Annotated in this window: 25 protein-coding genes and 3 pseudogenes; 20 read left to right on the top strand and 8 right to left on the bottom strand. The window is 67.9% G+C overall.

Annotated features, from left to right (window positions below):
- Positions 1–12: 12 nt before the first annotated feature.
- Complete coding sequence (locus OG819_RS48405; protein ID WP_266637968.1) at positions 13–558, bottom strand: hypothetical protein; 546 nt, start codon at positions 556–558, stop codon at positions 13–15.
- A gap of 379 nt (positions 559–937) precedes the next feature.
- Between OG819_RS48405 and OG819_RS48400 the strand changes: the two genes are divergently transcribed.
- The 4 genes from OG819_RS48400 (at position 938) to OG819_RS48385 (ending at position 3,248) form a co-directional block, all read left to right on the top strand.
- Positions 938–1,189: a hypothetical protein gene (locus tag OG819_RS48400; RefSeq protein ID WP_266637966.1), complete on the top strand. Its 252-nt coding sequence runs from the start codon at positions 938–940 to the stop codon at positions 1,187–1,189.
- Between the two features lie 319 nt (positions 1,190–1,508).
- Complete coding sequence (locus tag OG819_RS48395) at positions 1,509–1,724, top strand: hypothetical protein (RefSeq protein WP_266637962.1); 216 nt, start codon at positions 1,509–1,511, stop codon at positions 1,722–1,724.
- 66 nt (positions 1,725–1,790) lie between these two features.
- Positions 1,791–2,342, top strand: coding sequence for a hypothetical protein (locus OG819_RS48390; protein WP_266637960.1), 552 nt, complete (start codon positions 1,791–1,793; stop codon positions 2,340–2,342).
- Between the two features lie 93 nt (positions 2,343–2,435).
- Entirely contained in the window at positions 2,436–3,248 is an 813-nt protein-coding gene (locus OG819_RS48385) for a Ku protein (protein WP_266637958.1), read from the top strand.
- Positions 3,249–3,619: 371 nt separating this feature from the next.
- On the opposite strand, the gene OG819_RS48380 is transcribed toward OG819_RS48385, so the two are convergent.
- Positions 3,620–4,156, bottom strand: coding sequence for a GNAT family N-acetyltransferase (locus OG819_RS48380; protein WP_266656050.1), 537 nt, complete (start codon positions 4,154–4,156; stop codon positions 3,620–3,622).
- A 249-nt stretch (positions 4,157–4,405) separates the two neighbouring features.
- On the opposite strand from OG819_RS48380, the gene OG819_RS48375 reads away from it, so the two are divergent.
- From OG819_RS48375 to OG819_RS48365, 3 genes are all read left to right on the top strand, one after another.
- Positions 4,406–4,603 (top strand): hypothetical protein, encoded by a 198-nt coding sequence (locus OG819_RS48375; RefSeq protein WP_266656048.1) that lies wholly within the window; start codon positions 4,406–4,408, stop codon positions 4,601–4,603.
- 58 nt (positions 4,604–4,661) lie between these two features.
- Positions 4,662–5,357 (top strand): IS6 family transposase, encoded by a 696-nt coding sequence (locus OG819_RS48370; RefSeq protein ID WP_266656046.1) that lies wholly within the window; start codon positions 4,662–4,664, stop codon positions 5,355–5,357.
- A gap of 208 nt (positions 5,358–5,565) precedes the next feature.
- Positions 5,566–8,226, top strand: coding sequence for a glycosyl hydrolase (locus OG819_RS48365; RefSeq protein ID WP_266637950.1), 2,661 nt, complete (start codon positions 5,566–5,568; stop codon positions 8,224–8,226).
- A 51-nt stretch (positions 8,227–8,277) separates the two neighbouring features.
- Here the strand turns inward: OG819_RS48365 and OG819_RS48360 are convergent, their stop codons facing one another.
- Together OG819_RS48360 and OG819_RS48355 are read right to left on the bottom strand one after the other, a co-directional pair.
- Entirely contained in the window at positions 8,278–8,550 is a 273-nt protein-coding gene (locus tag OG819_RS48360; RefSeq protein ID WP_266637948.1) for an acetyl-CoA synthetase, read from the bottom strand.
- A gap of 22 nt (positions 8,551–8,572) precedes the next feature.
- Positions 8,573–8,956 carry a hypothetical protein gene (locus OG819_RS48355; RefSeq protein ID WP_266637946.1) on the bottom strand — a complete coding sequence of 128 codons (384 nt, stop codon included), beginning with the start codon at positions 8,954–8,956 and terminating at the stop codon, positions 8,573–8,575.
- Between the two features lie 34 nt (positions 8,957–8,990).
- Between OG819_RS48355 and OG819_RS48350 the strand changes: the two genes are divergently transcribed.
- From OG819_RS48350 to OG819_RS48330, 5 genes are all read left to right on the top strand, one after another.
- Complete coding sequence (locus OG819_RS48350; protein ID WP_266656044.1) at positions 8,991–9,668, top strand: hypothetical protein; 678 nt, start codon at positions 8,991–8,993, stop codon at positions 9,666–9,668.
- A 119-nt stretch (positions 9,669–9,787) separates the two neighbouring features.
- Entirely contained in the window at positions 9,788–10,753 is a 966-nt protein-coding gene (locus OG819_RS48345; protein ID WP_266637942.1) for a DNA-processing protein DprA, read from the top strand.
- Positions 10,750–11,493 carry a ComF family protein gene (locus OG819_RS48340; protein WP_266656042.1) on the top strand — a complete coding sequence of 248 codons (744 nt, stop codon included), beginning with the start codon at positions 10,750–10,752 and terminating at the stop codon, positions 11,491–11,493. Before OG819_RS48345 ends, OG819_RS48340 begins: the two co-directional genes overlap by 4 nt.
- 156 nt (positions 11,494–11,649) lie before the next feature.
- Entirely contained in the window at positions 11,650–12,129 is a 480-nt protein-coding gene (locus OG819_RS48335; protein ID WP_266656040.1) for a hypothetical protein, read from the top strand.
- Between the two features lie 306 nt (positions 12,130–12,435).
- The gene (locus OG819_RS48330; protein WP_266637936.1) at positions 12,436–12,681 is read left to right on the top strand and encodes a hypothetical protein; all 246 of its coding nucleotides are present in this window, start codon (positions 12,436–12,438) and stop codon (positions 12,679–12,681) included.
- Positions 12,682–12,982: 301 nt separating this feature from the next.
- Here OG819_RS48330 and OG819_RS48325 read toward each other — a convergent pair whose 3' ends face one another.
- Both OG819_RS48325 and OG819_RS48320 read right to left on the bottom strand, forming a co-directional pair.
- Entirely contained in the window at positions 12,983–13,708 is a 726-nt protein-coding gene (locus tag OG819_RS48325) for an IS6 family transposase (protein WP_266656038.1), read from the bottom strand.
- Between the two features lie 27 nt (positions 13,709–13,735).
- On the bottom strand, positions 13,736–14,095 hold the full coding sequence (locus OG819_RS48320) for a hypothetical protein (protein WP_323139449.1): 360 nt from the start codon (positions 14,093–14,095) through the stop codon (positions 13,736–13,738).
- Between the two features lie 623 nt (positions 14,096–14,718).
- On the opposite strand from OG819_RS48320, the gene OG819_RS48315 reads away from it, so the two are divergent.
- Positions 14,719–15,012, top strand: a complete 294-nt coding sequence (locus tag OG819_RS48315; RefSeq protein ID WP_266637932.1) for a hypothetical protein — start codon at positions 14,719–14,721, stop codon at positions 15,010–15,012.
- Between the two features lie 624 nt (positions 15,013–15,636).
- On the opposite strand, the pseudogene OG819_RS48310 reads toward OG819_RS48315, so the two are convergent.
- Positions 15,637–15,948, bottom strand: a pseudogene (locus OG819_RS48310) (NAD(P)H-dependent glycerol-3-phosphate dehydrogenase); the annotation flags it as partial.
- Positions 15,949–15,986: 38 nt separating this feature from the next.
- On the opposite strand from OG819_RS48310, the gene OG819_RS48305 reads away from it, so the two are divergent.
- From OG819_RS48305 to OG819_RS48295, 3 genes are all read left to right on the top strand, one after another.
- Positions 15,987–17,183, top strand: coding sequence for an IS110 family transposase (locus tag OG819_RS48305; protein WP_266637924.1), 1,197 nt, complete (start codon positions 15,987–15,989; stop codon positions 17,181–17,183).
- A 48-nt stretch (positions 17,184–17,231) separates the two neighbouring features.
- A complete protein-coding gene (locus OG819_RS48300; RefSeq protein WP_266637930.1) occupies positions 17,232–18,413 on the top strand; it encodes an ISAs1 family transposase in 1,182 nt (393 codons plus the stop codon).
- A gap of 360 nt (positions 18,414–18,773) precedes the next feature.
- Positions 18,774–19,184, top strand: coding sequence for a hypothetical protein (locus OG819_RS48295; protein ID WP_266656036.1), 411 nt, complete (start codon positions 18,774–18,776; stop codon positions 19,182–19,184).
- A gap of 122 nt (positions 19,185–19,306) precedes the next feature.
- On the opposite strand, the gene OG819_RS59290 is transcribed toward OG819_RS48295, so the two are convergent.
- Complete coding sequence (locus OG819_RS59290) at positions 19,307–19,507, bottom strand: NucA/NucB deoxyribonuclease domain-containing protein (protein ID WP_353963271.1); 201 nt, start codon at positions 19,505–19,507, stop codon at positions 19,307–19,309.
- 156 nt (positions 19,508–19,663) lie between these two features.
- Between OG819_RS59290 and OG819_RS48290 the strand changes: the two genes are divergently transcribed.
- From OG819_RS48290 to OG819_RS48275, 4 genes and pseudogenes are all read left to right on the top strand, one after another.
- Complete coding sequence (locus OG819_RS48290) at positions 19,664–20,962, top strand: ISAs1 family transposase (protein ID WP_266650140.1); 1,299 nt, start codon at positions 19,664–19,666, stop codon at positions 20,960–20,962.
- 240 nt (positions 20,963–21,202) lie between these two features.
- Positions 21,203–21,478 (top strand): annotated as a pseudogene (locus tag OG819_RS48285) (transposase); the annotation flags it as partial.
- A 681-nt stretch (positions 21,479–22,159) separates the two neighbouring features.
- The gene (gene ltrA, locus OG819_RS48280; protein WP_266647716.1) at positions 22,160–23,962 is read left to right on the top strand and encodes a group II intron reverse transcriptase/maturase; all 1,803 of its coding nucleotides are present in this window, start codon (positions 22,160–22,162) and stop codon (positions 23,960–23,962) included.
- Positions 23,963–24,035: 73 nt separating this feature from the next.
- Positions 24,036–24,548: pseudogene (locus OG819_RS48275) on the top strand (IS30 family transposase); the annotation flags it as partial.
- Between the last annotated feature and the right edge of the window lie 3 nt (positions 24,549–24,551).

The following is a 24,551-nucleotide window of genomic DNA, read 5'->3' as shown; positions in this document are numbered from 1 at the left end:
CGCGAAGAGGGGTCAGGGGTTGTGCGAGCGGGTCATCGGGAGCTGCAGGAGCTGGGCGACGGCCTTGCTCGGCTCTCCGACCGGGGCGAACTCCACGGGCTGCTGGAGCTGGTAGACGGCGCCCTGCGGGGGGAAGACGGTGAGGCTGTCGTTCAGGGTGGTCATGGTCTTGGTGTTGGACAGGACCAGCGGGTCACTGCCGCCGCCCGGGGGCTTCTCGATGGTGAGGGTGAAGTCGTGGAACAGGGTGTTCTTGAACTTCGGGGGCATGTTGCCGAGGACTTCGAGCAGGCTGAGCGGGGTGGTGTCGATGTCGGCCTGCGAGAGGGTCACGCGCCCGAGGGTCGGGTGGTCGGCGCTGTACTCCTCGCCGATGATCTTCAACTTCACGCCGCCGAGGCCGCCGGCGATGTTGGCCTCGACCCGGACCCTGATGCCGCCCCTGAAGTCCAGGGTGACCAGGCCGAGCGCATCGAACTTCATCGGCACGTCGACCGCATAGCTGGAGCAGGGAATCTCCAGGCCGATCGGGGGGAGCAGACCGCCGAGGGGCACCATCAGAACGCCTCCACATCGCAGGGCAGCCCGCGCGAAGCGACGCGGACATGCAGTCTGTAGCTGACGTGCTGCACGCTACTGATCACCGGGCGGCTGAACGGGCTGCCCGGGCCGTATGGCCCCGTAATGATGAATCGGCGCTGGTCGGAGCGTGTCCGGTTGCCGTCGCTCGGGGGGTGACCGCGTCGGGCGGCCACGGGCCGGTCTCCTCTGGCGGTCCGGCCGGATCCGGTGCCAATGAGCCGCCTCAGGGTTCGAGCAGACACTGCACCAGGCGCTCGACAACCCCGACGGCGACGCCCTCTACCGCCGCCAGGACGCCCAGGCCACAGCCGAAGAGGAACGGCGGCGGGCTGCCGAACGGGAGGCGAGCCGCCCGGTGTGCACGCGGTGCGGGGCGAAGTTCACGGACGACCGCTGGGAGGAGACCACGGGGCGCAGCAGCCGGTGGGAGGCCGGAGACCTGACGGTGTGCGGGAGCTGCCGTGCCGACGACGTCACCCGTGACAAGGCCGCCGCCGAAGCAGCCCTCGTGGCCACTGCAGCTGCGGCTGCCGTAGAGGCGGAGTCGGACCGGGACGACGACCAGGAGCCCGGCAGGCTCCGCAGTCTGTTCCGCCGGCGGACCTGACGGGCCCGGGCCGGGCCGCTGTAGCGCGCCTCAGGCGGCGTAGTCGAGGAAGTCTCGTACGGTGCTGATGTGCCGGTGGCTGCCGAGTCCTTGGCGGAGTTCGGTGAGGGTGCTGGTGGTGCGGGCGGAGTCGACTCCGCCCATGGCGGTGATCACCTGGTGGCCGGTGTCGACGGCGGTCCTCCCCTCGAGCCCAAGTCGCCAACGCCGAGCTCCCGGCCGTCACCGACCAGAACTACCGCTGGGTCTGAACTGGGCGGTCCTCACGGCGGCGGTCGCCCAACTTCCTCCGGATACTGCCCGATTGCGGGGATCAACGATGTACTCGCCTCCCTCTGACCCGGATGTCGAACAGCGCATGCGCGCCCACCACGCGCTTGCCGCGAAGGCCCTGGAGGTCCAGACCGAGCCGGGCGGGGAGTTCTGGGGTTGGGCCGGGCGCACCCTGGGTGCCCGGGCCCGCACCGCCGCCGGCGCCCTCGCGTGGCTGCGGCTGGTGTCCGCCCCGGAGGCCAAGGCGTCGGGGAAGCTGTAGGACGGCGCTCTGGACGCACAGCACGCCTTCGGCGACCTCGACGGGCACCGGCCCGCGCTCCTGGGCGTGCACGACGCCTTCGACGACACCACCGCCTACCGGGCGGAGCTGTCGGCCCGCGTCGACCAGCCGGTCCTGTCCGACGACCCGATCCTCCAGTACGACCTCCAGCTGCCCGGCTCCTGGTGGGCTGACCTGACGGAGGCGCTGGAGAAGGTGTCGGCAACTGTCACCGACCGTGTCGCCATACGCCAGCAGTACATGGACCGGGCCATCCCCGAGTTCGTCTGGATCCCGGCCCCGGCCGTGCCGTGCTGGACCACCGCCCACGGCGACCTGCACTGGGCGAACGTCACCGCGCCGCTGAGGCTTCTGGACTGGGAGGGATGGGGGCGAGCTCCGGAGGGGTTCGACGCTGCCACGCTCTACGCCTACTCACTAATCCAGCCCAACACCGCCGCCCGCGTCCGCGACGTTTTTCCCGTGCTGGGCAGCCCGGCCGGCCTCGCCGCCGAAGCGACCGTGTGCGCCCAGCTGCTCCAGACCGTGGCCCGCGGCGACAACCTGGTCCTCGAAGACCAGCTCCGGAACTGGGCTGAGGAACTCCGCCGCCGCTGACCGAGCTCCCCGGCCTCGCGTTGACAGTCGCTGCGTGTCCTGCCGTGGCCGCTCCCGGATGCGGAGGGAGCTGCGGCCGCCGAGGCTGGAAGCATGAGTGCCACCGCTACCTGGTCGGGCACGATCGCCTTCGGGATGGTCGCGATTCCCGTCTCGCTGTACGCCGCCACCGAAAAACACACCGTGCGGCTCCATGAGATCCACACCGCTGACGGCAGCCGTGTCGAGCACCGCCGCTTCTGCACGGCGGAGGGCCGCGAGATTCCTTATGACGAGGTCGGGCGCGGTGTCGCCCTGCCGGGTGGCCGCATGTTTCCGCTCTCGGAGGATGACCTGGCCCGCCTGCCGCTGCCGACCATGCACACGATCAGGGTGCTGGGATTCATCGATCCGCAGGGTGTGGTCCCGATCAGCTACGACCGGGCGTACTACATCGCTCCCGCGGCACCGGACGCGGATCGCCCGTACGCGCTGCTGGTGGAGGTCCTCTCCCGGACCAAGCTGGTGGCCATGGCCAAGGTCGCGATCCGCAGCCGCGAGCGCAGGGCGGTGGTCCGGCCGTACCGGGGGCTTCTGCTGTTGCAGACCCTGCACTGGCGCGATGAGATCCGCGATCCCGGGGACCTGGCCCACCTGGTCCCCGCCGTCCCGCTCAGCGACCGCGAGCGCCGGCTGGCTGAGGTAGTGGTGCAGGAGATGACCGGTGTGGACGACAGCGAAGATCACGACGCGTACGCCCACGCCCTGGACCAGCTCGTTGCCGCCGTCGCCTCGGGAGGCGAGCCAGTCGAGCCGTCTCAGCCTGAGCCTGCTGTCGATCTCATGACCGCGCTGCAGCAGAGCGTTGAGGAGGCACGGTCCGCCCGGCATTCCGAGAATCAGCCCTCGGAGGCTGACCGGGAGTAGATCAGCCTGCCCATCCGATGTCACGGACCTCGATCGCTCCGGCGTGCGGCATGAACTGGATCCAGCTTCTCTGCACCAAGTCAAGTCAGGCGAATCCTGAAGGCGGAGGCCGAGCAGACGTGGTGGCTCCGTTCACTTGTAGGGACAGCGTTTGTCCGTGAGTTTGAACAGCAGGCGGCGGTCTAACAGCGTTGGGATGTTCGCGAGTTTTGGGTTCTGGCACAGATCTTGGGGAGCGGTCACGGAGGGTGGCCGCAGTGTTCGATTGCGAAACACCGAGCGGGTGTGAGAACCCATCTTTGAACCTCGATTGATCTCCTCGCGCCCGCCCGGCTTCATCGCGGTGAGTGCGGACACTGCCGAGCACGAGCTCAGTCGGACAGCGCGACCGGGGACCACATGCCGAACCACTGCTCGGCGCCGTAAGCCTCAAACCGCTCTACCTCGATGAACCCCAGCTTCGCCGCGAGGCGCATCGAGCGGACGTTGGCGGTCTGGGTGGCGAGCACCACTGGTTCGCCGGGAAGCGCGCCGGCGAACCAGTCGAGTGCCGCTGCGCACGCCTCGGCGGCGTACCCGCGTCCCCATGTCTGCGGCAGGAACAAGTAGCCGAGCTCAGCTTTCCCAGCAGCCTGACGAAGGTGCCCCGTTTCTTTGTAGATCGTGATCTGGCCGATCATCGCTCCGTCGAGATCGACTATGAAACGGCCGGGGCGCCGGCTGGGCGCCCCCGGCATCGCGCGCTCGAGCTCATCGCGCGGCCGGGGGCCACCGAGGTAGGTGCCCACCTCTGGCGAGGCCAGCAGCTCGATGACCGTCGCACGGTCCTGGGCCTCGGGCTCACGGAGCACGAGCCTCTCGGTCCTGATCGGGGCAGGTGGCCAGGCGACGGGTCCAAGATCAGACATGCTGGCCAGCTAATCAGCAGGCTCGGTAGCGATCAAGACTCGCGGACCGATCAACCCACCTGCCCGGGCCCGTCCTTCTTCTCTCACATCCCCTCCGACGAGTCACAAGCCCGCACTGCTTCGCCCTGCGGGTTTAAGGATGGGTTCTGAGACCGCCTACGCCGTGCCGACAAACAGCGGGTAGTGACGCTCCGTCAGGTATCCGTAGATCTCCGTCGTATGTGGCTGTGGCCGGTGACAGTGCTGGTCATGCAGGCCGACGTATCGTTCTGGGACTCGCTGGTGTTCGACGGGATCGACGATCTGACCGTCGAGGCGGTGACGGCCGTTTTTGGCACGGTCGACGTGGTGGCAAGAGGCCGGGCGGCCGGGGCCCTCTGTCCGGACTGCAGTGGCTTCTCGGGCCGGGTACACGGCACTGTCACGTTGGCTGACTGGGTGGGATGATCTCTGTGTTGATCATGCTGGGAGGGGATCGCTGGTGTTGCCTGTGCCGTCGGCGTACATGGGTCACCGGTACCCGGTCGAGGTGATCTCCCACTGCGTGTGGCTGTATTTCCGCTTCCCTCTGTCCTACCGCGAGGTCGAGGAGCTGATGCTCCAGCGCGGCGTGATCGTCTCCCACGAAACGATCCGCCGCTGGTGCGCCAAGTTCGGCCAGGCCTACGCGAACGGACTGCGCCGCCGCCGTACCCGGCCCGGCGACAAGTGGCATCTGGACGAGGTGTTCATCAAGATCAACGGGGTACGAAAGTACCTGTGGCGGGCCGTCGACCAGGACGGCAACGTGCTCGACATCCTCGTACAGAATCGGCGGGACAAGGCGGCGGCCAGACGGTTCTTCCGCGGCCTGATGAAGAAGACCCGGGCGGTGCCGAGGGTGATCGTCACCGACAAGCTGCGTTCCTACGGCGCGGCTCACCGCGAGGTCATGCACTCGGTGGAGCACCGCTCCCATAAGGGACTGAACAACCGGGCCGAGAACTCCCACCAGCCGACGAGGCAGCGTGAACGCGCGATGAAGGGCTTCCGCTCCGTCGGCGCGGCCCAGCGGTTCCTGTCCGCGTTCAGCGGCATCTCACCCTACTTCCGACCCCACCGCCACCTGATGACCGCATCCCAACACCGAGCCGAGATGACCATCCGCTTCGCCATCTGGGACCAGATCACCGGCGCTGCCAGTCGGCCCACCAAGGCCTGACCACAGGCCGGCACCCGGGCCCCACCACGCCCCGACACGCCATCAGGCACCCACACACCCAACAACGTGACAACGCCGCCGGTCGGCTTTTGGCCATGTGCGGTGGCAGGTTCTGGTCAAAGACTTGTCCAAATGCCGGACACCTCCCGCCACCGGTGATCGGGTCGTCCCCGACAGCTGTATCCCGTGCCCGTTTTGGGAGGACCTGGTGTCAGCACCAACCCGTAAGAGACGATGGCTCACGATCTGCGCCATCACCGCATCCGCCGCACTCGTCGCGATACCCGCCGGCGCCGCGTCCGGCCCGGACGGCACGCCCTTCGGTGCCCGCACACTCGCCCAACTCGCCGCCGAACGTGCCCAGTCGGTGGGCGGCATCACTCCAAAGGCCAAGGCGGAGGACGACGGCGGCGGTGACGACGGCAACGAGGCCGACGAGATAGCCGAGGGTGCGGACCAGTACGCCGAAGCCCGCACCTCGCCCGGCATCGTCGCGCCGGGCGCGTACGGCACCGCCTGGCAGAGTCTGACCGACCTGCTCAGCACCGGCGGCAGTTGGCGGAACGTCACGGACCTGCCGTACAACTCCGACGATGCGCGTTACCGCGACTACGACTCCAACTCCAGCGGCGGCTCGGGCAACGTCACCGGCCGGATGGCGGCGATGGCCGCCGACGACGACGGATACGTGTACGCGGGCAGTGCGGGCGGCGGGGTGTGGCGCTCGCACACCGGAGGCGGCCGCTGGCAGCCCATCAGCGACAAGCTGTCCTCGCAGTCCACCGGCGCGCTCGCACTCGACGACGGCGGGCGGCTGTGGCTGGGCACCGGTGAGGCGACGACCAACGCGGACGCCTACCTTGGCAGCGGTGTCTACGTGGTGTCCGACCCGCACCATGGCACGTTTTCCGCGCGCAGCCGGGTAGGCGGTGACGAGCTGGAGTCCACCACCATCCACGAGCTGCGCTTCGGTGGCGGCAAGGTGTGGGCGGCGACGAGCGAGGGCGTATGGAGCCACTCCACCAAGAAGCTCAGCGGCGCCTGGAAGCTGGAGTTCGCGCCCAACCCCGACTACCTGCCCGGCGGTTCACTGGCGAGCGACGCCTCGGCTGCGTACAAGAACATCGCCAACGACATCGCGATCGATCCGAAGGACCCCTCCAAGGTGGTTCTCGCGGTCGGCTGGCGCAGCGGTGACGACTACAACGGCTTCTACACCAAGGTGAACGGCACCTGGACGCGGATCACCAGCGGCCTGGGCGACCTGCCGGCCGACGCGGACAACGTCGGCAACGTCACCTTCGCCCGGTCCGCCGACGGCTCCCGCTACTACGCCATCGACCAGTCCCCGGAGCAGCTGAACACCAACCCGGACAGCGGTCTGGAGGGAATTTACGTCTCCAAGTCCGGTTCCCCGACCGGTCCTTGGACACAGATCGCCGACTACAAGGGACTGGCCGCCGACGGCTCGGCGCTGACCTCCAGCGGTTACATGCCCGGCGTGCAGGCTTGGTACAACCAGTTCCTGACCGTCGACCCGGCGAACGCGGAACACGTCTACGCCGGCCTCGAAGAGGTCTACGAGACCAAGGACGGCGGTAGTAACTGGTCGACCGTCGGCCCGTACTGGAACTTCGGGTTCTCCTGCTGGAGCATCGACCCGGCCAAGCAGACGGGCGACTGCAACCAGACCACCCACTCAGACCAGCACGGCGTCGCGATCGGCAGCTACCACGGCAAGAGCTTCGTGTACGTGGGCAACGACGGTGGTGTCTACAAGCGCCCGGTCAGCGGCTCGCAGGACTCCTCCGGGCACGCCACCGACTGGACCTCACTCAATGACGGCACGATCGACACCCTGCAGTACTACTCGGTGGGCGTCGGCAGGGACCTGACCCACGGCGGCGTCTCCGTCACCGGGGGCCTGCAGGACAACGGCCAGTCCGTCCTGCGCAGCAACGACACGGTGATGGGCTCCAACTTCGGCGGCGACGGCGGCGACACCCTCACCGACCCAGCCAACGGCTGCAACATTGCCGAGGAGTACGTCTACCTCGCCGTCCAGATCACCCAGAACTGCGCCGTCAACGACGGCTCCTGGACCACTGACTCCAGCAAGGTCACCTCGTACAACGTCGCCCCGGCCGACAACGCCACCAGCGAGGCCCGCTTCATCGCCCCGCTCGCCGCCGACGCGAAGAACAGCTCAACCTGGATCGCCGGCGGCCGGCACGTCTGGGTCCAGACCCACGGCTACGCCATCCGCAGCGGCTCCGAGTGGACCAGCGTCTACGACCTCGGCGCCGGCCGTACCGCGACCGCAGTCGCGGCCTCGGGCGGCAAGGTGTACGCGGCCTGGTGCGGACCCTGCAATAACCAGGGCTTCGCCCGCGGCATCTCCGTCGGCAGCGCGGACGGCACCGGCTGGCACGACATCACCCTCCCGGCCACCGGCGCGGACGGCACCGTGCCCAACCGCTACCTCAGCGGCTTCGCCATCGACCCCAAGAACGCCGACCACGTCTTCCTCGCGGTCAACGGCTTCTCCCGGCACTGGACCGAGGGTCCGGGTGCGGGCGTCGGTCACGTCTTCGAGTCCAAGGACGGCGGCACCACCTGGAAGGACGTCTCGAAGAACCTCCCCGACGTACCGACCAACTCCGCGGTCGTCACGCCGAACGGCGGCCTCGCCGTCGCCACCGACCTCGGCGTCGTCTACCGGGCGCCGGGCCGTACGACGTGGCAGCGCGTCGGCAACCTCCCGGCTGTCGCCGTGCTCCAGCTGAAGCTGAGCCCCGACGGCAAGACGCTGTACGCGGCCACCCATGGCCGCGGCATCTACAGCATCAAGGTGCGTGACTGCGGCTGACGCGTATGCATGGCCGACAGTGATGGGAGGGGTGATCCCGGCTTTCGGGGGTCACCCCTCCGTCGTGTACGGCACCACAGTCACGTGGAGCGTGAAGGCGACGCGTGGCGCGCCCGCCACGTCCGGTGCCTTCGCCAGCGCGGTGACGTCGGACGTACCGCCCCGGGTGCCTGCGCACCGTAGCGAGGCGTGGGCGGTGCCGCCCGTGTCCAGCTGCCATCCGGACGCGAGGACGAAGACGGGTGCGGAACTCTGTACGGCCGTCCACCGCTTGTCGTCGGTGCGCGGCCGCAGGACGAGGGACACCACCGTCCCTGGCCGCACGCACAACCACTGTGTGACCGCGTCACCGGGGCTGACGGTGACCTTCGCGCGCCCGGCGGCACAGCCGGCCGCCGAAGGGGAGGGCGTGGTGGCCGACGCTGACGGGCTCGGTCCGCTCGGGCTGGCGGGTCTGATCGAGGAGGGCACCGTGGACCGGGGCGCTGAGGGAGGCGTCGGAGTATTGGTCGACGGCCCTGCCGGACGGCTCCCGGACGGCACTCCCGCAGATCGGCCGCCCGCCGAAGAGCTGCAGGCCGCCAGGACGAACACCCCGGCGACCATCCACGCCTTGGCCCACCATCGCATGCCAGAACCTCCCGGCCCTCTCGTACGGATACCAGCATGCCCCGTCGGCGCCGATCGGATCGCCCTCCATCGCCGCCCAGGCCCGCACCGTACGAGTCAACCCGGCCTACAAGAAGAAGATCGCCGGCAAGACGGTGATCGTCTTCGACGACTTCACCACCGAAGGCAAGTACGTCGAATGGGCCCGCACCCTCCTCAGCGAGGCCGGAGCAGCGAGGGTCATCGCCCTGACCATCGGAAAGTACCCCTCGCGCCACACCGTCTACCGGCTACGCCCCGGCGTCACGATCGACCCCTTCACCACCAACAACATCACCCTGGCGGACTTCCAGACGACCTCGGGCCCTGGAGGAGCGGGGGAGGGGCCGTCTATGTCCCTGACGGCGGCCATGGAGCATTTCGCCGCCGCCGAGGAAGCCGCCGCCGAGCCCCCGGCCCCCGAGCCGACCACGGCCCGCATGGCCCATCCGGCACCGCGCCCGGTTCCCGCCGGCACCCGCTCACCCATGACCTCCTACAAGAACGCCCGGCAGCAGCACCTCGGCCAGATGCTCACCCACCTCCAGCAGCACGCGTACCCCCTCGTCTGGCGAGGCGAGTACCTCCTTCCGGCCGGGAAGACGACCACCGTCCTGTGGTGGATCGCCCTGCCCGGACAAGTCGAGCAGTGGTACGACACCAGCGAGACCGAGCGCCTGGTCAGCGGCATCTGTCTGGCGACAGGGATCATCTGGGAGCCGGTCGCGGCGCCCGGCGGGGCCACTCAGCTCGCCGAAGCCCTGGCCCGCGTGGAACAGCGGCGGCACGCCTGAGGAACCGGCCCGAGGGCCCCTTCCCGCCCGTACGGGGGCCGCGTACGCCATGATGGAAGTGGCCCGAGACACCGCTTCATCCTTCGAACATCCCGGGGCCACGAGTAGAAGGACACCCGATGGACCTCAATGTCACCGCTGACCAGCACGATCTGCTGACCCTGTGCGCGCTGCGCACCGGCGACGCCACCCTGGACTGGAGCCTGCTCGCCCGCAGCGCCCAGAGCCGCGAGGGCCTGGCCGCGCTCATGGACGGACAGCTTCACGAGGACTCGCGTGCCGCGACGAAGAACCGCCCCTTGCTGCAGCAGGCCCTGGCCGCCGGGCTGGACGATGCCCGTGCCCGCGTCGACGACGAGCTCGCCGCGGCCAGCAAGGCCGACGCGCGCCTGGTCACGGTCTTGGACAAGGACTACCCGGCGAACCTGCGGCTGATCGGCAACCTGCCGCCGTTCCTCTTCTACCGCGGCGAGCTCGATCAGCGCGACGCCCGCTCCATCGCCGTCGTCGGCACCCGTCAGGCCTCCGAGGACGGGCTGCGCCGGGCGGCCCGGATGGCCCGCGAGCTCGTCGAACACGACGTCGTGATTGCCAGCGGCCTCGCGAGGGGCGTCGACGCCGCCGCCCACCAGGCCACGCTCAGCGCAGGCGGCCGGACCTTCGCCGTCATGGGCACCGGCATCGCCGCCCCGATCTACCCGGCCGAGAACCGACCGCTCGCGAAGGCGATCCTCGCCTCCGGCGGAGCGCTGCTGAGCCAGTTTTGGCCCACGAGCCCCCCGGCGAAGTACACCTTCCCGCGCCGCAACGTCGTCACGTCCGGCACCACCCTGGGCAGCGTCGTCATCGAGGCCTCCAGCACGTCGGGCGCCAAGATGCAGGCCCGCCTGGCCGCCGAGCACGGCAAGCTCGTCTTCCTGATCCGCTCCCTCGCCGACACCCAGCCCTGGGCCCAGAAGATGCTGGACGAGGACCGGGCGATCCTGGTCACCGCCTCCAGCGACATCACGGACCGCCTCGGCCAGGCTGCGGACATCCAGGCAGCCGGCCAGCAGCGCCAGCAGCTCGCCCTGGCCGGCCTGTGACGGCAGGTCTCCCGGATCCCGCAGGCTTCCCCGACTGCCCGGTGTGCGCCTACCGCATCACCGGCACCGCCCGCCTGTGCTCCGACTGCGCCGGCCGCACCCTCCAGCCCGTCGCCGAGCCCCACTGCCCGGTCTGCTCCCAGGCCGTCGCGCCCGGCAAGCAGTGCGGCAACCGGGTATGCGCGCTACCGGAAGCCGAGCGGGGGTTCTCCCGCGTCGACGCGGTGGCCATGTACTCCGGAGCCCTGCGCGACAAGATCCACAAGCTGAAGTACGAGGGGAGGGCCGGCTGGGCGATGATCTTCGGCCGGCTCCTCGTCGGCTGGATGGAAAGCCACCCCGATCAGATGCGGGGCGTCGACCACGTTGTCGGCAACCCCACCCACACCGGCCGCCAGCCGATCCAGCACATCGAGGCGATCATGGATGCCGCCTACACGGAGGACGTGACCCGAGCCTTCCCGCTCAGCCCGCCGGGCGCGCACCGGCTGGTGAAGCAGGCTGAGACGGCCCGGTCCGCGAACCGCACTCTGGACGAGAAGCGTGCGGCCGCGACCGCGCATGCCGCCGCCCTGACCTGGACCGGAGACACCGTCGACATCAAGGGAGCCACCATCCTGCTCGTCGACGACGTGTTCACCAGCGGATCGCAGCTCCAGCACGTCGCGCTCCGGCTCCGGGCGACGGGCGCCGCCGACGTCCGGGGACTCGTTCTCGCAAGAGTCCCCTGGAGCGGATGACCCTATTGTCGCAAGCGGGCCCGTCGGCTCACTCCCCGCCGTCACGTCGAAATGGTGGGGTGCACCCGTCGACGACAGTGCCCGGCCTTCGATGCTCCGGCAGGCCGTTTCGGACCCAGGAGGCATGATGATCCCCATGGCGGACCAAGACCCCCTGTGCTGCCCCTGACATCGGGTGCCGTACGTCGCCGCCTGGCCGCCGCGGTGTGGTGGTCGGCGCTCGCCTGGCCCGTGCTCGCGCTCGCCCTGACGCCGGTCCTTCTGTGGTGGCTCGACATGGGCCTCGACGAGCTGACCACCCCGGAGGGGGCAGCCGGGGTGATGCCGACTGCCGTCGCCGTGGCCTACATCGCCTGGCAGGCCGCGCAGGCCGTCCGCTCGGAGCAGCGGACGATCGCTGACAAAGCCCGCGAACTCGACTTCGCGGCCGCCCTGCCGGACAACCAGGTCCAGCTGTCCCGCGCGGCACACGACTTCGGCACTGCCCTCCTGTCGGCCTGCAGCCCCTTCAACACCCGTCTCCTGCCCCGGGAAGCAGCGGCGAGGGCTGCCCGCCACATCTCCCGTGAAGAGGCCGAGGGTCTGAAGACCGAGACGGCGCAGTTCGTCCAAGGACTCGCCCGAATGGCGCCGTAGCCGACCGGAAGGCCGGTCGCCCGGCCCCACCGCCGTCATGAGACGCACAGGCGCGCTGACGCTGTGAAAGGGAGCGGGACCGGGCCCTGCCGGGACGGCCGCGTCCGCCGACTACGGTGATCACCATGACACTGGGGGAGATGCTGCAACGCCACGCTGGGCAGGCAGTGGTGGCGACGGCGATCATCAGCGAGGCCGTCATGACGCAGCTGCGCGGACCGGCGGCCGGTATCGCCGTCGGCGTCGCGGCGGCGGCCGGCGGACTATGGGCGGTGCAGGGCCGCGCGGCAGAAGTCGGCGATCGCGATGGGGCCGTCTGCCCAGGCGTTGACCTGGCAGGTCCACGCGGGCCGCAAGCCCCGCCCGTCCGACAGCGACACCTATCGCCACCTCGCCACCAGGATGTGGCAGACCACCGGGCACGCACGCCGCATCACCGCCGTGCGGACTGGAGAAGGTCACCCTGGCACCTCCAGCGAGACCGGCAGCTGGGCCGACGCCCGCTCCACCGGCCACGGCCAACCCCGCTCGGTCAACCACATCGCCATGTAGGCGCTGATCGCTGCGTTCGCTGACGAGAAGTGCATCGTGGAGGACTCCTCCACCCGCCTCGCCATCATCAAGGCGTACGCGACAGCGCGGACCGCGAAAGCGGCACCGGGACCACGAAGACTGCGGCGGCCTGGCGGCCACCGGGGCCTTATCGTCCTGTCGGGACGGAGAGCGAGGCCGGATACGCTGGCGGGGTGATCGAGAATCTTCCTCCCTGTCCGAAGGGCGTTGTCACGTTGTTGGGTGCGTGACTGTCTGATGGTGCGTCGGGGTGTGGTGGGTCTGCGGTCCGGGCCTGTGGTCAGGTCGTGGCGGGCCGGTTGGCAGTGCCGGTGATCTGGTCCCAGATGGCGAAGCGGATGGTCATCTCGGCTCGGTGGTCGAAGGCTGTCATCAGGTGGCGGTGGGGTCGGAAGTGGGGTGAGATGCCGCTGAACGCGGACAGGAACCGCTGGGCTCCACCGGTACTGCGGAAGCCCTTCATCGCGCGTTCACGCTGCCTGGTGGGCTGGTGGCTGTTCTCGGCCGGGTTGTTCAGTCCCTTGTGCGAGCGGTGCTCGACGGAGGGCATGACCTCACGGTGGGCCGCGCCGTAGGAACGCAGCTTGTCCGTGACGACCCCCCGCGGCACCGCACGCGTCCTCTTCATCAGACGGCGGAAGAAGCGCCGGGCCGCGGCCTTGTCCCGCCGGTTCTGCACGAGGATGTCGAGCACGTTGCCGTCCTGGTCGACGGCCCGCCACAGGTACTTCAGCTCCCCGTTGATCCTGACGAACACCTCGTCCAGATGCCATTTATCCCCGGGCCGGGGCCGGCGGCGGCGCAGTCCGTTCGCGTAGGCCTGGCCGAACGTGGCGCACCAGCGGCGCACTGTCTCGTAGGAGACGATGACGCCTCGCTGGAGCATCAGCTCCTCGACCTCGCGGAAGTTGAACGGGAAGCGGAAGTACAGCCACACGCAGTGGGAGATCACCTCGACCGGGTACCGGTGCCCCCTGTACGACGGCGACGCACTGCCCACCGACAACCCCCCTACAGCAGATCAACCCGAAGATCATCCCACCCGGTCAGCCAACGTGACAGCGCCGTTGAGGGCTTTCTCGAATCGCTTGCCCGTGAACCGATCGATGGTCGGGTTCTGCGGGTCGTCCCTATCGAGAGTGAAGGTGACGCGGCCGCCACCTGCGTGGACCGTGCCGGTGGCTTCCTGCTTGGGGGAGTGGCGGGGGATGCCGAAGGCCATCAGGAGCAGGATGGTGGTGAGCATGGCTATGGCCAGCCAGACGAGGGCGCGGGAGGCGCGCAGGCCGTAGCCGGACAGCAGCCAGTAGCCGTGGAGCAGACCTCGTTCGGCTCGAGGGGTGGAGGTTTTGTCGTGCCGGCGCATTTCCATCTCGCCGTAGTAGGAGGCCAACCGGAATACGCCGGAAACGTGCCGTAGGCCGCTGTGACCAACCCCGACGACGAGCGGCGGGGTCGCGTTCGGCGATGTGCCAGGCGACCGCGTCGACGCCGGGCCGGGCGTACCGCCCCAGGGACCGCACGGAGTGTGCGACATCCCGGACTCCTACCCTCTGTCCACCAGGGAAAAGGCAACCAACGGGTAGCTTTCGAATAGTCAGATACGTCGTTTCCCCGTTCTCATCGCTTCGTTGGGCTGTCCGAGTGCCCACTCACCGACTCGGCCTTGGGCGGTTTACACCAGGCGTTGCCGTGGCGGTGGCAAGGACGCCCTGGGCGTCCGGTCCTTCCCATTCGAGGTGCTGGGTGAGGGTGCAGCCAGGCGGACCGGGGAGGCACGTCGGTACGCCCGACGGGGCGGTCTCCGGTACTTCGATGATCACAGCAACCCAACGTCCGCTCGTGGGAGGCTGGTTGAGAGTCCAAGTGACTTTCCACCGGTTGTCCTTGAGGATCTCCGCTTCAGGCGAGACGAGCCACTTCGCCCCCGGTTCGGTACTGGTGCTCGCAGAGGATGAAGCTTCAGGCGGTTGGACGATGATGTGAATTTCGGCAAGAGCCGTCAGGGCCGTTACCGTGCCGGAGAAGACGTACGTTTTGGTCGACGATGTTGAGGAAGTCTCGGTCCACGAGGCAATGCTGACCTTGGGCTCCTGGGGCGACTGCGACGCAGATGGCGCTGCCGAAGACTGCTCAGGGTGCGTTGTCGACACCGCTGGGGGAGTCGACGCGGACGAGCCGGAGTGCCCGTCGTCTTTGTTGTCGTTCCAGACGGCAGGGATGAGCGCGACGACAATGGCGCACACGCCCGCTACCACGGCACTCGCAAGCGTGAAGACACCACCCACGATGGCCACCTTGACCGTTTGACTCGTCCCCTGGAACAAGGTCTGCACCCGGCGCCGCACCGGCGGCCGCGGCGCCTGCGGGTGGGGCGGCCGAGCAGGCGGAGGGGCGGGGCTGTTGCTCGGAGAGGGTGGCACAGTGGACAACGAACCTCCCAGCTGCGATGCGGCGAATGAGGAGCCAAGCGTAGAGCCGTGACAGCCGTCCAGGGCAGTTGAGACCTGGTCCGTCATGCCGAACATTCCGCGGCCGTAGGAGGTTCGGCCAGCCGCCGTCTCGTGGGGCCCCGCGGATCTCACGGAGAGTACAAGGGGGCCAACCGGAATATGGCTGGCACAGGCAACCGCAGTAAATGCGGGCACCTGATCTTCGTTCAGGGCCGCGTTTCCGCAGGTCGCCGCAGCCACTGTCGCGGTAAATACGCCGTTTACCGCGATAGGCTGATACGGCGTCACAGCCCGCTGAACTGGGGTTTCTTGCCTCAGCGGCACGTTTCCGCCGTACTCCGGCTGGCCCCCCACCATGGACCTGGCTGCCGGGAAGAGGCGGCCTGCCGGGTGAGCGGTCACCAGGCTGTGACGGTTGCGGCCCGGTCGTAGCCGCACGTTCGAGTCGTGCGTATATATGTGCGGCGGCGGCCGCGTCCGGGACGATGGTAGTGCCGTCGATCACCGCGGCGACGACCTCGGTGATCGGCATCTCAACCCCATGGACCCGTGACAGGTCCAGGATGGCCCGGCACGACTTCACACCCTCAGTCGTCTGCCCGGTCTCCGTCGTGGCTTCCTCCACGCTCATTCCCTGCCCGAGATGCTCGCCGAAGGTCCGGTTCCGGGATAGCGGCGAGAAACAGGTGGCGATGAGGTCGCCGGCCCCGGCGAGGCCGGAGAACGTCAGCGGGTCGGCGGCCATCGCCTGGCCGAGCCGCGCGGTCTCTGCGAGGCCGCGGGTGACGAGGGAGGTCGTCTGCGGGATGGACTGACGATGAGCTGACGGAGGTGGCCGTGCCCCAGATCTGGGCCGGGATGGACATCGGCAAGGAGCATCACCACTGTGTGGTGATCAACGAGCGGGGCGAACGTCTGCTGTCCCGCCGAGTCCTGAATGACGAGGCGGCCCTGCTGGAGCTGATCGGCGACGTCCTGGACATCGACCAGGAAGTGCTGTGGGCGGTGGACGTCAACCACGGTGGTGCTGCGTTGCTGATCGGTCTGCTGCTCAACCACGGTCAGCCCATTGCCTACCTCACCGGCCTGGCCGTGCACCGTGCCTCCGGCACCTACCGCGGCGAGGGCAAGACGGACGCCAAGGACGCCTTCGTCATCGCCGACCAAGCTCGCATGCGCCGTGACCTGGGCCTGCTGCGGCCCGGCGACGAGATAGCTGTCGACCTGCGCATTCTCACCACCCGCCGCACCGATCTGGCGAGCGACCGCACCCGCCAGATCAACCGGCTCCGCGCCCAACTGCTTGAGTTCTTCCCGGCATTGGAACGCGCGCTGGACCTGACCAACAAGGGCCCCGTCATTTTCTTGACGGGATATCAGACACCGGGCGCCATTCGCCGTGCCGGCGCGAAGCGCATCGAGACCTGGCTGCGCAACCGGAAGGTCCGCGGCGCCGCGACCCTGGCGAAGGCCGTCCTGGACGCGGCGCAGGCTCAGCACACCGCCCTGCCCGGCGAGACACTGGCCGCCGACATGGCGGTCCGCCTGGCGAAGGGGGTGATGGCGCTCGACGAGGAGATCGCCGAGCTCGATGCGCTCATCGAGGCCCGGTTTCGTGAGCACCCGCACGCCGAAGTGATCTGCAGCCTGCCCGGGATGGGCACCCAGCTCGGCGCCGAGTTCATCGCGGCCACCGGCGGCGACATGGCCGCCTTCGTGAGCGCCGACCGTCTTGCCGGCTACGGAGGCGTGGCCCCCGCTGCCCGCGACTCCGGCCGCATCAGCGGCAACCACCACCGCCCGCGGCGCTACCACCGCGGCCTGCTGCGGGTGTTCTACCTGTCGGCGATGGCGAGCCTCAAATCCTGCCCGGCGTCGCGGATCTACTACGACCGCAAACGCACCGAGGGCAAGGGGCACAAGCAAGCCCTGATCACGCTCGCGCGGCGGAGGGTGAACGTCCTGTGGGCGATGATCCGTGACGGAGTGTGCTATCAGTCCGTACCGAGTGTCGCACCTGCGGTTTGACAACGGCATTGGGATGTTCTCTACGCCCCGTGATCCGAGTGGAAGACCGTGCCTGTCGACGCATCATCGCTGATCCCGCCTGCCCTTGACCAGCTCCGCGAGTATCCCGAGGCCGTATCCGACGAGGTCCCGCGCTTGCTGGAGCGGCTGGCCGAGGTGCCCGACCCGCGAGACCCGTGCGGTGTACGGCACGCTCTGGTTACTGTGCTCGCGCTGACCGCGTGCGCGGTTCTGGCGGGGGCGACTTCTGTGCTGGCAGTCAGCGAGTGGATCGCCGACGCCCCGCCGCACATCCTGGAACGCCTCGGCATACGCCTCGACCCACTGTTCCCGAAGCGGTTGCTGCCTGCGGAAACGACGGTCCGGCGGCTGCTGGCCCGCATCGACGGCGACGCGCTGGACCGGGCGGTCGGACGCTGGCTCGCCGACCGCCGCCCGAAGGCGACCGGGCTGCGCGGCCTCGCAGTGGACGGCAAAAGCCTGCGCGGCGCGGCCAGAACCAAGGGCCGCAAGATCCACCTGCTCGCCGCGCTGGAGCACGCCACTGGCCTGGTCCTGGCTCAGCTGGACGTCGGCGAGAAGACGAACGAGATCACCTGCTTCAAGCCGCTACTGGACACCGTCGCCGACCTGGCAGGAACCGTCGTCACCAGCGACGCGATGCACACCCAGCGCGAGCACGCCGACTACCTCCTCGGCCGGGGCGCCCACTACATCGTGATCGTCAAGGGCAACCAGAAGAAGCTGCGCCGGCAGCTCAAGTCCCTTCCCTGGAAGGACATCCCGCTTCAGGGACGCACCCGGGGCATCGGCCACGGCCGCTCGGAGATCCGCCGGATCAAGGTCGCCACCGTGAACAGCCTCCTCTTCCCCGGAGCCCGTCAGGCCGTCCAGATCAAGCGCCGGCGCACTGACCGCAAGACCGGCAGGACCACCGTCAAGACGGTCTACGCCGTCACCAGCCTGACCGCCGAGCAGGCCACCGCGGCCCAGCTCGCCCAACTCGTCCGCGACCACTGGAAGATCGAGGCCCTGCACCATGTCCGCGACACCACCTTCGCCGAGGACGCCTCCCAGCTGCGGACCGGCAACGCGCCCCGCGCGATGGCCACCTGGCGCAACCTCGCCATCGGAGCCCTCCGCACGGCCGGAGTGAAGAACATTGCGGCCGGCCTCCGCCGCAACGCCCGCAACCCTCGCCGCCCCCTCGCACTCCTCGGCCTCGGATGATCACGAACCAGACGTCATGCGACTACACCGAAGCCCTGATGTAGGGCGGCCTGCCTCTGGCGTCCGTTGGAGGCAAGCCGGCCGAGGGCTCCGCCCGCACCGATACAGAAACGGACATCACCGAAGACATGCGAACCCATTGGTTACGCCGCAGGTAGGAGCCCGATTGCACCGGCCGCCTGGCGCCAAAGGCGCTGAACATCAGCCCGCCTTATGCGGGGAGCCGATCGCTTGACCTGTCGTGCGCGAACTGACCGTAGGCTCTCGCTCGGCCTAAGGGAGCGGACAACGCCTCGGCCGTCACCCGATGGGCGTACGCCTTGGCATACTGGCGCTTCTATACGTTACGGGAGGCATAAAGTGGGGCTGGTCGACTCTTTCGCAGCAGCGGTGCTGGTGGAACGGCACTTGTTCACGTTGATCGACACCGATCCCGACAACGCGGAGCGGTTCTCGCGATTCCCTGAAGACGGAACATTTCTGGCGCACGAGGCCTCAGTCGTGATCGCATCCGATCTCGAAGACCAGCGGGCCCGAGTAACGGTGGAGCTATGGGATTCCGAACCCGATACCCCCGACACGGACGCGTTCAGGAGCATGGGAGAATCAGTTTCTGTAACCTTTGAATCCGAGCGGATTAAGCTGCTCAGCCTGATGGGTGATTCATCGGGAGAGTACGAACTCGACGCCACAGGGCCTGGCCCTTACTGCGTGCGCGTATGGGTGAGTTCGCCGGAGGAAGATCCGGATGAGACTCTGGAAGCGTACTGATTTTTTGAGCGCTTTCTGATCCAATTGTGGCACTGAGGCGTTGGGCGGGGCGGCCACACGGCCGCCCCGCCTTGATGAGCTACTTCACCTCAACGTAGAATGCGTCACCGTCCAAGATTCGCTCATCGCTGTACCACGAGGAGAGCTGCGACCCCGCCTTCTGATTGTCTTTCTTGTCCAGCGCGCGCGGAAAAGTCCCCCACCGAGGCTCCTTCCGCCGTACTGCTGAATGGGTATTCGTCACAGTCCTTACCGAACAGCGAGTAACCAGGCCACGTGCTCTTACATGCGTCGCGCGCGGCATTCCGATTGGCGGCACGCAAAGCGGAGTCATAGAAGACCCACGGCCCCGGCGTAGTTGATCTTTGATGGGTTTTGGGTCGTTTGCCCAGGGGGAGGGGTGCGAGTTGCCAGACGAGCGCGGCCTCTGATGATCTTTCAGGTTCCTACGCCAGAAGATCGTCTCAGGAGCCGCGCTCGTGTCCGCATCCTCCCTGATCAGCCCTGTCCTTGGCCAGCTCACCGATCTCGCGCTGTGGGAGGCCGAGCTCGCCGCCGACCCTGTGGCAGTGGAATCCGCGCTGGTCAGCAGGTTGCGGCAGGTCCCTGACCGGCGTGCGGAGCGTGGGCGGCGGCATCCCCTGGTGGTGATCCTGGTGCTGGCCGCGTGCGCGACGCTGGTGGTCGGTGGTGACTCCATGACCGCGATCTGGCAGTGGTCCGCCCGCGCCCCGCAGGTCAAACTGGCCCGCCTCGGCGCCCGGTACGACCCGCTGGCCGGCCAGTACCTTGTGCCCAGCGAGCGCACCTTCCGCCGCGTGCTCGCCGACCTGGATGCCGACGTGCTGGACGCGGCGACCTGCGCATACGTCACCGACGTCGCGACCGGAAAGGCACCGACGCCCGAGGTCCCGGACACCCCGGGGCCCATCGAGCGCGAACAGCGCCGCGCCGCCCAGCGGGCCGTGGAACACCCGGCGCCGGCCGGGCTGCTGCCCGCTGCGGCTCTCGACGGCAAGGCCCTGACCGGCGCCCGCACCGAATCGGGGCGGGTCTTCCTGGTCGGGGCGGTCGACCACGCCAGCGGCGCGGTCCTCGGCCAGAGGCAGGTTCCGGACAAGCGCGGCGAGGGCGAGGCGGCCCGCATGCTGCTGGCCCAACTCGCCTTGTCCGGCCGGGTGTTCACCCTGGACGCCCTGCACACCACGAAGAAGACCGCCCACCTGATCACGGACCGGCTCGACGCCCACTACGTCCTGATCCTGAAGGGGAACCAGCCGCTGGCCCGCGCCGCCGCCCAGGCGCTGCTGGCCGGTACCGACGCCGAGTGGACCGAGACCACCGAGGCCGAGGACGACCGTGGGCACGGGCGCACCGAGCGTCGCACGATCCGCACCGCCCAAGCCGACGACGCCCTCTTCCCCGGCGCGGGACAGGTCTTCCGCCTGCGCCGTGACACCGGCGGCCTCGACGGAACCTGGACCGGGAAGGAGATCGTCTTCGGCGTCACCAGCCTGCCCGCCCACCTCGCAGGCCCCGCTCACCTCAACCACTACGAGAGGGTCCACTGGTCCATAGAAAACAAGATCCACTGGGTGCGGGACGTCACCTTCCATGAGGACAACTCCCAGGTCAGGACCGGCACCGCACCCCGAGCACTGGCCAGCTTCCGCAACCTGGGCATCAGCACGCTCCGCCTGGCCGGACGAGCCAACATCGCCCACGCCCGCCGCGATCTCCTCAACCACAACGACGCCTTCGCCGTCTACGGCATCTGATCAACTACCACGAAGCCGGACACAACCGAACAACGCCGGGGCCGTGATAGAAGACCCGGTGAAGCGGCGTCGACGAGGGGGCGCCGGGGATCTTCTTGCCCAACTTGGTAGGGATGGTTATGTCTGGATTATTTTGGGCATCATAAATATGTTGCGCGGTTTCCGTAACTAGGGGGTCGCTACGGTCGTATGTGATAATGGCGCGGGAATTGGTGAAAATGCTGCCCTTGGAGTAAGTTGAGCCCGGAGCAGATCGCCCGCCGACTCCCGGTCGATTTCCCCGATGATGAGTCGATGCGCATCTCCCACGAGGCGATCTATCAGGCTCTCTACGTCCAGGGGCGCGGAGGGCTGAAACGCGAACTGACGGCCTGCCTGCGCACCGGCCGTGCCCTGCGCGTTCCTCGGGCCCGGGCCCGAGGCCGGGGCAAGAACTTCGTCACCGACGAGGTCAGGATCTCCCAGCGTCCTGCCGAGGCCGAGGACCGTGCAGTGCCCGGACATTGGGAAGGCGACCGTGCGACACGAAGTTGCACGAATTTGAGTGGACTGACCGATTGGAGAGGCAGTTGATGAAGCTGTAGGTGCAGTCACGGGTCCGTGTCCGTATGACCCGTCCCCACCCTTGACGTGCGATGCCGGTAACGGCGTGGTGCGAAGCTCAGGGGAAAGCCCAAGGACTTCCGTTCCATCCGGGAGTTACCGGCAAGGGGAAGACCGGACGGGTGAAGTACATGAACTCCCGATGATGCCTCGTGATCCCAAGCCCTGCCGATGGAATGTGTGAGTGGGGTGTATGGCTAGCCGTTGAGAAGCGGCAGGCGCTGGCCGGTAGAGGTCACTCCGGCCAGGTAGACACCGTCGCCTCGGGGTAAAGGGAGCACCCACCCCGGTCGTATCTCATTCGTGTGGAACGTGGAAACCCCGTTGGGGTCCGGGCCTTTTTTTGGCTTGGTCAGCCGACCGTAAGGAAGGCTCAACTCCCCAGCGGGAACAGGACGGCCCAAGAAGCCAATGCCGGAAGCCGAAAGGAATCGGGAACCCGGGGCGGACGATCGGACTCTCCGCCGGTCGCCCCGCACAACCGTCCGGATACGGGTGAACTGCCCGGACCCGAAAGGGTGCTGACGTGGGCCGGGTGAGCCTGTGGAGAATCACTGAACGACGACGACGGAACCGAGGGGCAAGTTGGACACAATGCAGATAGCGGACGAACCGGCCTCGGCCCTTCCGACTGCTTCTGTGCCGGTGAACGGACCCGAGGGCGAAGACTTGGACTGGGCGTCGATTGACTGGCGGCGGGTCGAGGAGGACGTACGGCGTCTGCGGCAGAGAATCTTCACGGCATCGCAGGCAGGGGACCTGAAGAAGGTCCGCAATTTGCAGAAGCTGATGCTCCGGTCCCGCTCGAACACGCTCCTGAGCGTGCGACGGGTCACGGAGATCAATGCTGGACGCGCGACGGCGGGAGTCGACGGAAAAGTCGTGTTGCTTTCCCAGTCCAAGGCCGCATTGGTCAAATGGGTCCAGCATCGCGCCCGACCGTGGATTCCCAAGCCCGTCAAGCGGGTGTTTATCCCCAAACCGGGGACCATGAAGAAGCGCGGACTCGGAATTCCCGTGATTGTTGACCGGTGTCTGCAAACTGTGGCATTGGGAGCATTGGAGCCCGAGTGGGAAGCGCGGTTCGAGCCGAAGTCGTACGGCTTTCGGCCCGGCCGCGGCTGTCACGACGCGATCGGGGCCATCTACTCCACGCTCAACGGGAAGAACCCGCAGCGTGCGTGGGTACTCGACGCAGACCTGACGGCGGCGTTCGACCGCATCGACCATGATCGGCTCATGGCCGCTCTCGGCACCTTCCCCGCCCGGGGACTGGTCCGTCAGTGGCTGAAGGCCGGGGTTGTGAATCGCGGTCGGTTCGCCCCGACCGAGGAGGGAACTCCGCAGGGTGGGGTGATCAGCCCGTTGCTCTTCAACGTGGCCCTGCACGGGATGGAGGAAGCCGCAGGGGTCCGCTATTACACCACCGGCAGAGATGTCGGGAGTGCACAGAGCGGCAGCCCCGTGCTGGTGCGGTACGCAGATGATTTTGTCGCGATGTGCACCAGTCGTGAACAGGCCGAACAGGTCAAGGAACGGCTGGCTGCATGGCTGACGCCCAGGGGACTCGCCTTCCACGAGGACAAGACACGAATCGTCCACGCGGAGAGCGGGTTCGACTTCCTGGGGTTCAACGTCCGCCGCTATCACGGCAAACTGCTGATCAAGCCGAGCAGAGCGGCTCAGAGACGGATCCGGGAACGGCTCAGCACCGAAATGGTGGCCCTGCGAGGGGCCAACGCCGGTGCGGTACTCAAGAAGATCAACCCGATCGTGCGGGGTTGGTCAGCCTATTACCGGACGGTGGTGTCCAGCGAGATCTTCACGGCGCTGGACAATCACATGTGGAAGCTCGCCTACAAGTGGGCCAAACACAGCCATCCGAACAAGCCGAAGCACTGGATATCCGACAAGTACTTCGGCCGGTTCAACAAGTCCAGGAACGACCGGTGGGTGTTCGGTGACCGCGACAGCGGCGCCTACCTGCTCAAGTTCTCCTGGACGAAGATAGTCCGGCACCAGTTAGTCAAGGGGAAGGCGTCCCCGGACGACCCTGCTCTGGAATCCTATTGGGCTCAGCGTCGCCGCAAAGGAACCCCTTTACCAGTCGATGCTATGACCGTGCGTCTACTACAGGCACAGCACGGCCGTTGCTCGATCTGCGGAGGGCTCCTGCTGCACGCCGACCACCCGCCGCAAAGCCCAGGAGAATGGGAAGCGTGGCGGGTTGTCATCCGGAAGGCGATCTCCAAGCAATACATCGCCTTCCGGAACTGGAGCACGCCGGACGGTCAACGACTCCGTCTCCTCCACACCCATTGTCAACGGCGGAATGGAGCCGCTGCGATGACGAGACCAGCACTTTTGCCTGCCAGCGAGCCTCCGGGACTTGCTTGAGCCGTGTGCGGTGAATAGCTGCTTGCACGGTTCTGAGGGGGCGGGGACGCAGTAATGCGTCCCCGCTACCCGACTCATCATCGGCCTGAACAGATCAGCGATCGGCACGCTGGTCGAACGCACCACCCGCTTCACCATGCTGCTGCACCTGCCGCCCATGCCCGGCCACGACGGCCCGCGGATGAAGAACGGCCCCGCCCTTTCCGGCCACGGCGCCCAGGCCGTCCGCGACGCGATCGCCGAGACCATCACCACCCTGCCTGAACAACTCCGCAGGTCACTGACCTGGGACCAGGGCGCGGAGATGGCCCAGCATGCCCAACTCCGCCTCGACACCGGCTTGGAGGTCTACTTCGCCGATCCCCACAGCCCCTGGCAGCGCGGCACGAACGAGAACACAAACGGCCTGCTGCGGCAGTACTTCCCCAAGGGCACCGACCTCGCCAGGCACAGCCGTGGCGACCTCAACGCCGTCGCTCTCGCGCTCAACAGCCGCCCCCGCAAGACCCTCGCCTGGAAGACGCCCGGCGAGGCATTGAGCGAGCAGCTACGCTTGTTGACAGACAGTGTTGCAACGACTCCTTGAACC

It is taken from the genome of Streptomyces sp. NBC_01549, from assembly GCF_026339955.1.
Lineage (GTDB): Bacteria > Actinomycetota > Actinomycetes > Streptomycetales > Streptomycetaceae > Streptomyces.
This window is presented reverse-complemented; position numbering and strand designations above follow the sequence as displayed.

What these genes read in the sequence shown, in the direction of transcription:
- OG819_RS48405 (WP_266637968.1), bottom strand. Translation starts at nt 558, where the DNA reads ATGGTGCCCCTCGGCGGTCTGCTCCCCCCGATCGGCCTGGAGATTCCC.
- OG819_RS48395 (WP_266637962.1), top strand. Translation starts at nt 1,509, where the DNA reads ATGTACTCGCCTCCCTCTGACCCGGATGTCGAACAGCGCATGCGCGCC.
- OG819_RS48385 (WP_266637958.1), top strand. Translation starts at nt 2,436, where the DNA reads ATGAGTGCCACCGCTACCTGGTCGGGCACGATCGCCTTCGGGATGGTC.
- OG819_RS48380 (WP_266656050.1), bottom strand. Translation starts at nt 4,156, where the DNA reads ATGTCTGATCTTGGACCCGTCGCCTGGCCACCTGCCCCGATCAGGACC.
- OG819_RS48375 (WP_266656048.1), top strand. Translation starts at nt 4,406, where the DNA reads ATGCAGGCCGACGTATCGTTCTGGGACTCGCTGGTGTTCGACGGGATC.
- OG819_RS48370 (WP_266656046.1), top strand. Translation starts at nt 4,662, where the DNA reads ATGGGTCACCGGTACCCGGTCGAGGTGATCTCCCACTGCGTGTGGCTG.
- OG819_RS48345 (WP_266637942.1), top strand. Translation starts at nt 9,788, where the DNA reads ATGGACCTCAATGTCACCGCTGACCAGCACGATCTGCTGACCCTGTGC.
- OG819_RS48330 (WP_266637936.1), top strand. Translation starts at nt 12,436, where the DNA reads ATGGGGCCGTCTGCCCAGGCGTTGACCTGGCAGGTCCACGCGGGCCGC.
- ltrA (WP_266647716.1), top strand. Translation starts at nt 22,160, where the DNA reads ATGCAGATAGCGGACGAACCGGCCTCGGCCCTTCCGACTGCTTCTGTG.